Genomic DNA, 10706 nt, shown 5'->3' with positions numbered 1-10706 from the left:
AGGTACGTCCAAGGTACGTCCAAGGTACGTCCAAGGTACGTCCAAGGTACGTCCAAGGTACGTCCAAGGTACGTCCAAGGTACGTCCAAGGTACGGGGAAGCAATTCAAATGGTAGCCAAAGAATTCATAATTGAAAATTCACAATTCATAATTGCTGAGGACTTATGGAGGACAATTATAACGCAAATTATTCTTTTGGTAAATACAAAATGGTGGGTAGCAAGAAGGTAGCAAGAAGGTAGGAAGAAGGTAGCAAGAAGGTAGCAAGATGGAAGCAAGAAGGAAGGTAGATTCAAGATAGATTCAAGCAAGCCAGAAGATACGGGGAAGAGTTTATAAGGGTAGACTAATGGTTGAGAATAGGAATAGGATGACTACCGTTCAGCTGAATTTCCGCGCTCGACCTATGGTTGCTTGTACCGAAGGGGCGCAAGAATTCCCACCGCTGAAAAAACAACATCGTAACGAAGAATCAGAAATGAAAAATTTGTTCTTAACCATATTGTTGGCTTTTGCTTTTTCTGCTTGCGAAAAACGGGAGCCAAAATACAGAATAGACGGAAAGTCGTACTGCCAGCAGATTTTCGACGAGCGTGACAATCAGATAACGCATTTCAAAAACTGGGAGCTGATTGAGAATTTCTATGTCTCGCCCGATAACAAGAAGATGCTTGTGTACCATCGTCCAGATAAGAGTCCGGCATTTCTTATAACCTTGTACGATTTGCAGTCTGGCAAGGTTGTTGCCGAATGTGAGCCGGGATGGGCATGCTTTGGAGTGCGGTGGACTAAGGATTATCTTATCTATACTTGGGCTACAACTGGTGGCGGAGAGCGGTTTGATTACATGGACTACAAAAATCTGAATCTTGAAAAAGAAATCAATGGTCCTTGCTTTTACGAAGATCCTGAAGATGATATCTTAATAGGATATGCAGAAAACGTGGCTTTATCCGTCGATTTCTATGAATATTCAACAGGTAAGGAAATAAAATCAGTAAGTGTAACTGAAGATTTTGAAAGAGAAAACGACCATGTGCATATTACAAGAAGTGTAAGCGATGTTACGAAGGTTGGAAAGAGAAAGTACAAAATAGAGGTTTGCTGTTTTGTTGACGGTAAGGAAGATGAAGATCTTTTCAAAACATTTATTGTTGAAGTGTGATTACAATTAACAATTCACAGTTGACAGTTGACAATTCTCGTTTTAAACCGAATTTCCGCACTCGACCTCCGTTCGCTTGCTACCGAAAGGGCGCAAGAATACGGCAAGTCGTATTTTTTCTACTGCCGATAATTATGTGATTTGGCAAAAGAAAGAGTAGTCCATCGTGTTGGGTGAACTACTCTTTCTTTGTGTTATAAATTACGCGAGTTCGGGGTAAGAAATGCCATTCTGCTATATCATAAAGTGATTATTCAGAATGACGCTGAAAGCGTCACCTCTCAGTAACCGCAGCATCCGTAGGATCTGCGGACTGAAATGACAAGAATATCATCGACCCTGAAAGCGGTCGCCCATAGTAACAGATGGGGCACTCTTTCAGAGTGCTTGCCACCTATGACGTCTTTTTTCCGCAGGTTGTTCCAACCTACGGTTATTAAGCGGAGACGCTTCCAGCGTCTATAATATACAGACAATCAGCATTATATCTTTTTTTTAATAAAATCAGTAAATTACACGTTATAAAAGTAAGAAATGCATTGAATAAAATCCCGAACTCGCGTATAATCTACTTTACACGTTTGTATGTAACGTAGCAGTCCATTTTATATTCGCCAGCTTTATGGTATAGAACCATCTCATCGTCATTAAATGAAACGATTGTATGGCATGTTGCCTTCTTTGTTTTGTTATTGTATACGATGATGTATTTTCCTTTGAGATTTATGCCTACATTCTTTCTGTTAAAAACACTATCTGCAAGTTCAGTGTCGGATACATAGTATGGCTTATCGAAATGTTTGGTCTCATTTCTTGTTAACATGGATATACTTTCACAATATGAGTCCATACTAAATTCAACAGTGTTCTTTTGTATAGGCTTTTCTTCTTTATTCCTTATCCTGCGTTTTACTACTTCCCACTTAGTTCCAACCAACTGTTTAGTTGATACCTGAACTTGTGCATTGCACAAAAGCGTAACAAAACAACTTGCAATCACGAAAAAAAATCTAAAATTCATAATAGTTCTTTTTGAAGGATTTGAATGTTATTTCTTAGCCGTAAGATAGCCGGGATTTGCCTTTCCGCCGTCTACTTTTGCACGAGTTATGTCTGTTACTTCCGGATTGAACTTTGTTCCTTTGCCGCCAACAAGGTTGGGACAATTGGCAAACATTTCTTTTGAGTCTTCAACCTTGTTTGTGTTCCAGCCGTTTCCAACGTAAATTGTTTTTAGGTTTTCGCAATAACTGAACATATTTTGCATATCTGTTACTTTTGAAGTATCGAAATTGCTAACATCAAGTTCCGTCAAACTGATGCAGTCACAGAACATATTGCTCATATCTGTTACCTTTGATGTATTGAAGTTTCTCACATCAAGGCTTGCTAGACTTTCGCAACCATTGAACATATGACTCATATCAGTTACGTTCGATGTGTCGAATTTGCTCACATCAAGTTTCGTCAGACTTTTGCAAGCGTCGAACATGCTATTCATATCCGTTACGTTCGATGTGTCGAATTTGTTCACATCAAGTTTCGTCAGACTTTCGCAACCAAAGAACATCCAAAACATACTTGTTACCTTTGAAGTATTGAAGTTTCTAACATCAAGGTTAGTTAGACTTTCGCAAAAATTGAACATAAAACTCATATTAGTTACGTTTGATGTGTCGAAATTACTCAAATCAAGTTTCGTCAGACTTTTACACTCAACGAACATCTTATACATAGTCGTAACTTTCGAAGTGTCGAAATTGCTTAAATCTATGCTTGTCAGACTTTCGCAACCTTCGAACATATGCTCCATATTCGTTACATTCGAGGTATTGAAGTTTCTCAAATCAAGGCTTGTCAGACTTTCACAACCTTCGAACATACTTTTCATATTAGTAACTTTTGAGGTGTCGAATTTGCTAACATCAATGCTTGTCAGGTTGTCGCAACCAAAGAACATTATAGCCATATCGGTTACTTTTGAGGTGTCGAATCTGCTAACGTCGATGCTTGTCAGATTGTCGCAACATCCGAACATTCCGCTCATATCCTTTACGTTTGATGTGTCGAAATTTCTCACATCAATGCTTGTCAGACTTTCGCAATTATAGAACATCAAATTCATATCCGTTACTTTCGAGGTGTCGAAGTTTCTCAAATCAAGGCTTGTCAGACTTTCGCAATCAAGGAACATGTCGCTCATATTCGTTACATTAGAAGTGTTAAGATTGTTGATGCCTTCTATTTTTGTCAGACTTCTAAATCCAGCAAACCATTTTGCACACGATAAAGGGCGAGCGTCTTTAAACGACTCGTCAAAAACTACTGTCGTAAAATTGGGATTCTCAGGATCTAGGAATTCCGCCCTTTTCACACATTTCACCCATTTAGGAATGCTGTCTTCTGCATTTATCTCATACGCCGTTCCTTTGCGGGATGCTTTCTTGTTGTCGTAATAGAAAGTTAGCGTTGTGCCGTCGAGCGATATTACTGCATAGGCTTCTTGTTGCAATGCACACGCTTGGTTTGTACCCAAAAGTATAATACTTAGTAGATTTGTAAAAATATGTTTCATAATTAATGTTATTTCTTAGCTGTGAAATATCCGGGATTTTTCTTTCCGCCGTCTATTTTTGCGCGAGTTATATCTATTATTTCCGAATCGAACGTTGTTCCTTTGCCACCAACAAGGTTGGCGCAATTTTTAAACATTCCTTCAGACTTTCTAACCTTGCTTATATCCCAGCCGTCTCCAACGTAAACTTTTTTTAGTTTTTCGCAATCACAGAACATTTTCTCCATATCTGTTACATTTTTAGTATCGAAATTGCAAACATCAATGCTTGTCATACTTTTGCACCCTCCGAACATTCCACTCATAGTCGTTACGTTCGATGTGTCGAAATTTCTAACATCAAGTGTTGTCAGGCTTTCGCAATTGTCGAACATCCAACTCATATCCTTTACGTCCGATGTGTTGAATTTGCTAACATCAATGCTTGTCAGATTTTCGCAACTACTGAACATGCAATACATGGTCGTTACGTTCGATGTGTCGAAATTGCTGACATCAAGTGTTGTCAGATGTTTGCACTCCCCGAACATTCTGTTCATATTTGTTACTTTAGAAGTGTCGAAGTTTCTCAAATCAAGTTCAGTCAGACTTTCGCAACCAATGAACATGTTTCCCATGTTCGTTACATTAGAAGTGTTGAAGTTTCTTAAATCAAGGTTAGTCAGACTGTTGCAACCAAAGAATATGTTTCCCATATTTGTTACTTTAGAAGTGTCGAAGTTTCTCAAATCAATGTTAGTTAGACTGTTGCAACCGTTGAACATATCTCTCATGTATTTTACTTTTGAAGTGTTGAATTTGCTAACGTCAAGATTTGTCAGACTTTTACACTTTAGGAACATGCCATGCATATCCGTTACATTAGAAGTGTTGAAGTTACTTAAATCAAGGTTAGTAAGACTTTTGCAATTTAAGAACATTTCATGCATATCCGTTACATTCGAGGTGTTGAAGTTTCTAACATCAAGTGTTGACAGGCTATAGCACCCATAGAACATGCCATGCATATTCGTAACATTCGAGGTGTTGAAGTTTCTTAAATCAAGGTTAGTAAGACTTTTGCAATTCAAGAACATTTCATGCATATCCGTTACATTAGAAGTGTTGAAGTTTCTAACATCAAGTGTTGTCAGACTATAGCACCCATAGAACATACCATGCATATCCGTTACATTCGAGGTATTAAAATTGTTGATGCCTTCTATTTTTGTCAGACTACTAAATCCGCCAAACCAATATGAGCACGATACAGGGCGAGCATTCTTAAACGACTCATCAAAAATAACCGTAGTAATTAATTCAATACGTGGTCTTCTGCTTTCTAATCCCATCATGCCGTTATCAGCGACTATACCATAAGAGTCAATTACCATAGTTGGCTCGTCCTCATCAACTCTAATGCTTTTGTCGTACTCATCAACTCTTTTGTCAAACTCATACGCCGTTCCTTGTCGAGATGCTTTCTTGTTGTCGTAATAAAAAGTGAGCGTTGTGTCGTTTGGCGATACTATTGCATAGGTTTCTTGTGCCAAAGCGCATACAGGGCTTGTGCCCAAAAGTATAATACTTAGTAACTTTGTAAAAATATGTTTCATAAAACTAATTATTTTTTAGCCGTAAAATATCCCGGATTAGCCTTTCCGCCGTCTATTTTTGCGCGAGTTATGTCTGCTACTTCCGGATTGAACTTTGTTCCTTTGCCACCAACAAGGTTGATACAATTTTCAAACATATTTTCTGAGTCTTCAATCTTGCTTGTGTTCCAGCCTTTTCCAACGTAAATCGTTTTTAGTATCTCGCAATCACGGAACATTCCATGCATATAAGTTACTTTTGAGGTATTGAAGTTGCTAACATCGATGCTTGTAAGACTTTTACAGTCATCGAACATCCAACTCATATCAGTTACGTTTGAGGTGTCGAACCTACTAACGTCGATGCTTGTTAGATTTTCGCAATTAGAGAACATGCCAAGCATATCCGTAACATTCGAGGTGTTGAAATTGCTCACATCAAGTTCAGTCAAACAGATGCAATCAAAGAACATTCCATGCATATCTGTTACCTTTGAAGTGTTGAAATTGCTCACATCAAGTTCAGTCAAACAGATGCAATCAAAGAACATTCCACCCATATTCGTTACCTTTGAAGTGTCGAAGTTCCTCACATCAAGTTTAGTCAGACTTTTACAATTATAGAACATTCCATACATGTTCGTAACATTCGATGTGTTAAGATTGCTGATGCCTTCTATTTTTGTCAGACTGCGAAAGCCGGCAAACCAATATCTGCACGATTCAGGGCGAGCGTTCTTAAACGAATTGTCAAAAACAACTGTCGTAAAGTTTTCGTTATCAGGTAATGAGTCTTCTGTAAGTTTCACCCATTTAGGATTGATGTACTTTTTTTTCATCTCGTACGTTGTTTCTTTCTGCTGTGTATGCACAACCAAAGTAGTAGCTATGTCTTTCTCAATTTCATAAACTGTTCCTTGTCGAGATGCTTTTTGGTTGTCGTAATAGAAAGTGAGCGTTGTACTGTCTGGCGACATTACCGCATAGGCTTCTTGTTCCAGGGTACACGCAGGGTTTGTGCCCAAAAGTATAATACTTAGTAGAATTGTAAAAATATGTTTCATAATCTATGTTATTTCTTAGCTGTGAGATATCCGGGATTTGCCTTTCCGCCGTCTACTTTTGCGCGAGTTTTGTCTATTACTTCCGGATTGTACTTTGTTCCTTTGCCACCAATAAGGTTGGTACAATTTTTAAACATTCCTTCTGACTTTTCAACCTTACTTGTGTTCCAGCCTTTTCCAACGTAAACTGTTTTTAGGTTTTTGCAGCTTTCGAACGTGCAGTTCATATCCGTTACTTTCGAAGTGTCGAAGTTATTCAAATCTATTTCTGTCAGACTTTTGCAATTCCAGAACATATAGTTCATATTTGTTACATTCGAAGTGTCGAATTTGCTAACATCAAGGTATGTCAATTTGCCACAATCAAAGAACATTCCGCTTATATCTGTTACATTCGAGGTGTTGAAGTTGCTCATATTAATGTTTGCTAGACATAGGCATTGCAAGAACATATCTTTCATATTTGTTACTTTAGATGTGTTGAAATTACTTAAATCAAGTGTTGTCAGAAGACAGCAACCATAGAACATTTTGCTCATATCTGTTACATTTGATGTGTCGAAGTTTCTCACATCAAGTGTTGTCAGTTCACGGCAACCATTGAACATTTTGCACATATCTGTAACCTTTGAAGTGTTGAATTTACTAACGTCAATGGTTGTAAGCATATTGCAGTCATCGAACATCCGACTCATGTCGGTTACATTCGAGGTATTAAGATTGCTGATACCTTCTATTTTTGTAAGATTAAAAAAACCGGCAAACCAACATCTGCACGATACTGGTCGAGCGTCTTTAAACGACTCGTCAAAAACAACAGTCTTAAAGTCTGGATTCAGTGGATATGAGTTTTCACCACGTTTAAACCATTTAACCCATTTCGGTATGCTACCTTCTGCATCTATCTCATACGCCGTTCCTTTGCGTGATGCTTTCTTGTTGTCGTAATAAAAAGTGAGTGTTGTTTTGTCTGGCGACATCATGTCAGGCGATACTATTGCATAGGCTTCTTGTGCCAAAGCGCACATAGGGCTTGTGCCCAAAAGTATAATACTTAGTAGAATTGTAAAAATATGTTTCATAATCTATGTTATTTCTTAGCTGTGAGATATCCGGGATTTTCCTTTCCGCCGTCTACTTTTGCGCGAGTTATGTCTATTACTTCCGGATTGAACTTTGTTCCTTTGCCACCAACAAGGTTGATACAATTTCTAAACATATCTTCTGAGTCTTTAACCTTGCTTGTGTTCCAGCCTTTTCCAACGTAAATTGTTTTTAGGTTTTCGCAGCCACGGAACATCCAACTCATATATGTTACGTTCGAAGTATTGAATCTGCTAACATCAATGCTTGTAAGGCTTTCGCAATACGAAAACAAACTACTCATATCCGTTACTTTCGAAGTATCGAAGTTTTTTACATCAATGCTTGTCAGATTTTTACAACTGCAGAACATTCCGCTTATGTTATCAACATTAGATATATTGAAACTGCCGATATTAAGTTCTTTTAGTTCCGTGCAATTAATGAACATATTGTCCATATACATAACATTAGATGTATCGAATTTGCTTACATCAAGTGTTGTCAAACAATTACAGCTGGCGAACATACAGTTCATATCAGTAACCTTTGAAGTCTTGAATTTGCTAACGTTAAGGCTTGTAAGACTTCTGCAGTAATGGAACATTTCGCACATATTCGTTACTTTAGAGGTGTTGAATCTGCTCAAATCAAGACTTGTCAGTTTTCCGCAAGCATAGAACATTTTTTCCATATCCGTTACTTTAGAGGTGTTGAAGTTGGTAACGTCAATGCTTGTAAGGCTTTCGCAATTACAGAACATTTCGCGCATATTCGTAACCTTCGAAGTATTGAATCTGCTAACGTCGAGGCTTATAAGACTATTACATTGATAGAACATTCCGCTCATATTTGTTACATTTGATGTATTCAGATTTTCTATGCCTTTTATTTTTGTTAGTTTTTTAAATCCAGCAAACCAATATGCACACGATGTAGGACGAGCGTTCTTAAACGAATTGTCAAAAATAGCCGTAGTAATTATCTCAATACGTGGTCTTTTGCTTTCGAATCCCATCATGCCGTTACCAGCGACTATACCATAAGAGTCAATTGCCATAACTGGCTCGTCCTCATCAACTCTAATGTTTTTGTCAAACTCAAACGCTGTTCCCTGTCGGGATGCTTTCTTGTTGTCGTAATAAAAAGTGAGCGTTTTGTTGTCGGGTGATATTATTGCGTAGGCTTCTTGTGCCAAAGTGCACATAGGGCTTGTGCCCAAAAGTATAATACTTAGTAGAATGGTAAAAAAATGTTTCATAATCTATGTTATTTCTTAGCTGTGAAATATCCGGGATTTTCCTTACCGCCGTCTATTTTTGCGCGAGTTATGTCTCTTTTTTTATAATTGTACGTTGTTCCTTTTTCACCAACAAGGTTGGTGCAATCGGAAAACATAAGTTCTGAGTTTTCAACCTTGCTTGTGTTCCAGCCATCTCCAACGTAAATTGTTTTTAGGTTTTTGCAATCACAGAACATACGTATCATATCCGTTACGTTCGAGGTGCTGAATTTGCTTAAATCAAGTGTTGTCAGCCTTTCGCAATATTCGAACATGAATCTCATATACGTAACTTTCGAGGTGTCGAAGTTGCTTACATCAAGTGTAGTTAGATTTTTACACACCCAGAACATTTCACCCATATCCGTTACTTTCGAAGTGTTGAATTTGCTTACATCAAGTGTAGTTAGACTTTCGCAATAAGCGAACATTCCACTCATATTCGTAACATTAGAAGTGTCGAATTTGCTCACGTCAAGTGTAGTTAGTTTTTCGCAACCATGGAACATGTTTCTCATATTCGTAACATTAGAAGTGTTGAATTTGCTCACGTCAAGTGTAGTTAGTTTTTCGCAATGCCAGAACATACTACACATATTCGTTACTTTCGAAGTATTGAATTTGCTTACATCAAGGTTTGTCAGCGCATAGCAACTATTGAACATACCACTCATATTCGTTACTTTCGAAGTATTGAATTTGCTTACATCAAGTGTAGTTAGCCTTTCGCAATACTCGAACATTCCACTCATATCCGTTACTTTTGAGGTATTGAAGTTTCTGACATCAAGGTTTGTCAGCTCATAGCAACCATAGAACATTCTACTCATATTCGTAACATTAGAAGTGTTGAATTTGCTCACGTCAAGTGTAGTTAGTTTTTCGCAACTTTCGAACATCCAACTCATATTCGTTACGTTAGTAGTGTTAAGATTGCTGATGCCTTCTATTTTTGTCAGACTACTGAAGCCGGCAAACCAATATGCGCACGATAAAGGACGAGCGTTTTTAAACGAATTGTTAAAAATTACTGTCGTAAAATTTGGATTCTTTGGATTTGAGTATTCATCAAATTTCGACCATTTAGGAATGCTGTCTTCTGCATTTATCTCATACGCTGTTCCTTTGCGAAATGCTTTCTTTGTGTCGTAATAGAAAGTTAGCGTTGTGCCGTCTGGCGACATTACCGCATAGGCTTCTTGTTGCAATGCACACGCAGGGCTTGTGCCCAAAAGTATAATACTTAGTAGAATGGTAAAAATATGTTTCATAATCTATGTTATTTTTTTGTTGTAAGATATCCGGGATTTTCCTTTCCGCCGTCTACTTTTGCGCGAGTTATGTCTATTACTTCCGAATCGAATGTTGTTCCTTTTTCACCAACAAGGTTGGTGCAATCGTCAAACATATCTTCTGAGTTTTCAACCTTGCTTGTGTTCCAGCCATCTCCAACGTAAATTGTTTTTAGGTTTTTGCAGCCGTCAAACATACAACTCATATACGTTACGTTCGAAGTATTAAATCTGCTAACATCAATGCTTGTAAGGCTTTCGCAATACGAAAACAAACAACTCATATCCGTTACTTTAGAAGTATCGAAGTTTCTCACATTAATGCTTCTAAGGCTTTCGCAACTACTGAACATACATAACATTGTCGTGACATTAGAAGTGTTGAAATTGCTCACATCAAGTTCCGTCAAACAGATGCAGTCACAGAACATTAATTTCATACCAGTTACCTTTGATGTATTGAAATTTCTTACATCAAGTTTTGTCAGGCTTTTGCACTCAGAGAACATAAAGTCCATTATAGTTACTTTGGAAGTATCGAAGTTTCTCACATCAATGCTTTTAAGGCTTTCGCAACTACTGAACATACAAAACATTGTCGTGACATTAGAGGTGTTGAATTTGCTCACATCAAGTGTTGTCAGATTATAGCAATCATTGAACATTCCGC

At 37.8% G+C, this 10706-nt stretch carries 9 protein-coding genes; 1 reads left to right on the top strand and 8 read right to left on the bottom strand.

Annotation, left to right across the window (positions count from 1 at the left end):
* Positions 1-371: 371 nt before the first annotated feature.
* The gene (locus T538_RS0115385; RefSeq protein ID WP_197025803.1) at positions 372-1166 is read left to right on the top strand and encodes a hypothetical protein; all 795 of its coding nucleotides are present in this window, start codon (positions 372-374) and stop codon (positions 1164-1166) included.
* Positions 1167-1734: 568 nt separating this feature from the next.
* Here the strand turns inward: T538_RS0115385 and T538_RS18520 are convergent.
* The 8 genes from T538_RS18520 to T538_RS17400 all read right to left on the bottom strand — a co-directional run.
* A complete protein-coding gene (locus T538_RS18520) occupies positions 1735-2187 on the bottom strand; it encodes a hypothetical protein (RefSeq protein ID WP_031535049.1) in 453 nt (150 codons plus the stop codon).
* Positions 2188-2214: 27 nt separating this feature from the next.
* Positions 2215-3741, bottom strand: coding sequence for a BspA family leucine-rich repeat surface protein (locus T538_RS0115375; RefSeq protein WP_081835020.1), 1527 nt, complete (start codon positions 3739-3741; stop codon positions 2215-2217).
* A gap of 8 nt (positions 3742-3749) precedes the next feature.
* Positions 3750-5336, bottom strand: a complete 1587-nt coding sequence (locus T538_RS0115370) for a BspA family leucine-rich repeat surface protein (protein ID WP_081836774.1) — start codon at positions 5334-5336, stop codon at positions 3750-3752.
* An 8-nt stretch (positions 5337-5344) separates the two neighbouring features.
* Positions 5345-6379 carry a BspA family leucine-rich repeat surface protein gene (locus T538_RS0115365; RefSeq protein WP_081836773.1) on the bottom strand — a complete coding sequence of 345 codons (1035 nt, stop codon included), beginning with the start codon at positions 6377-6379 and terminating at the stop codon, positions 5345-5347.
* 8 nt (positions 6380-6387) lie between these two features.
* A complete protein-coding gene (locus tag T538_RS0115360; protein WP_081835023.1) occupies positions 6388-7461 on the bottom strand; it encodes a BspA family leucine-rich repeat surface protein in 1074 nt (357 codons plus the stop codon).
* A gap of 8 nt (positions 7462-7469) precedes the next feature.
* Positions 7470-8723: a BspA family leucine-rich repeat surface protein gene (locus tag T538_RS0115355; protein ID WP_081835024.1), complete on the bottom strand. Its 1254-nt coding sequence runs from the start codon at positions 8721-8723 to the stop codon at positions 7470-7472.
* A gap of 8 nt (positions 8724-8731) precedes the next feature.
* Complete coding sequence (locus T538_RS0115350) at positions 8732-10015, bottom strand: BspA family leucine-rich repeat surface protein (RefSeq protein ID WP_081835025.1); 1284 nt, start codon at positions 10013-10015, stop codon at positions 8732-8734.
* 8 nt (positions 10016-10023) lie between these two features.
* The coding region (locus T538_RS17400) for a BspA family leucine-rich repeat surface protein (protein ID WP_155993296.1) at positions 10024-10706 on the bottom strand (683 nt) is incomplete at its 5' end.

The organism is Bacteroides sp. Ga6A2 (assembly GCF_000702225.1).
GTDB lineage: Bacteria > Bacteroidota > Bacteroidia > Bacteroidales > Bacteroidaceae > Ga6A1.
The sequence above is the reverse complement of the archived record's forward strand: the minus strand, read 5'-3'. Positions and strand labels throughout refer to the sequence as shown.

What these genes read in the sequence shown, in the direction of transcription:
- T538_RS0115360 (WP_081835023.1), bottom strand. Translation starts at nt 7,461, where the DNA reads ATGAAACATATTTTTACAATTCTACTAAGTATTATACTTTTGGGCACA.
- T538_RS0115365 (WP_081836773.1), bottom strand. Translation starts at nt 6,379, where the DNA reads ATGAAACATATTTTTACAATTCTACTAAGTATTATACTTTTGGGCACA.
- T538_RS0115370 (WP_081836774.1), bottom strand. Translation starts at nt 5,336, where the DNA reads ATGAAACATATTTTTACAAAGTTACTAAGTATTATACTTTTGGGCACA.
- T538_RS0115355 (WP_081835024.1), bottom strand. Translation starts at nt 8,723, where the DNA reads ATGAAACATTTTTTTACCATTCTACTAAGTATTATACTTTTGGGCACA.
- T538_RS0115385 (WP_197025803.1), top strand. Translation starts at nt 372, where the DNA reads ATGACTACCGTTCAGCTGAATTTCCGCGCTCGACCTATGGTTGCTTGT.
- T538_RS0115350 (WP_081835025.1), bottom strand. Translation starts at nt 10,015, where the DNA reads ATGAAACATATTTTTACCATTCTACTAAGTATTATACTTTTGGGCACA.
- T538_RS0115375 (WP_081835020.1), bottom strand. Translation starts at nt 3,741, where the DNA reads ATGAAACATATTTTTACAAATCTACTAAGTATTATACTTTTGGGTACA.
- T538_RS18520 (WP_031535049.1), bottom strand. Translation starts at nt 2,187, where the DNA reads ATGAATTTTAGATTTTTTTTCGTGATTGCAAGTTGTTTTGTTACGCTT.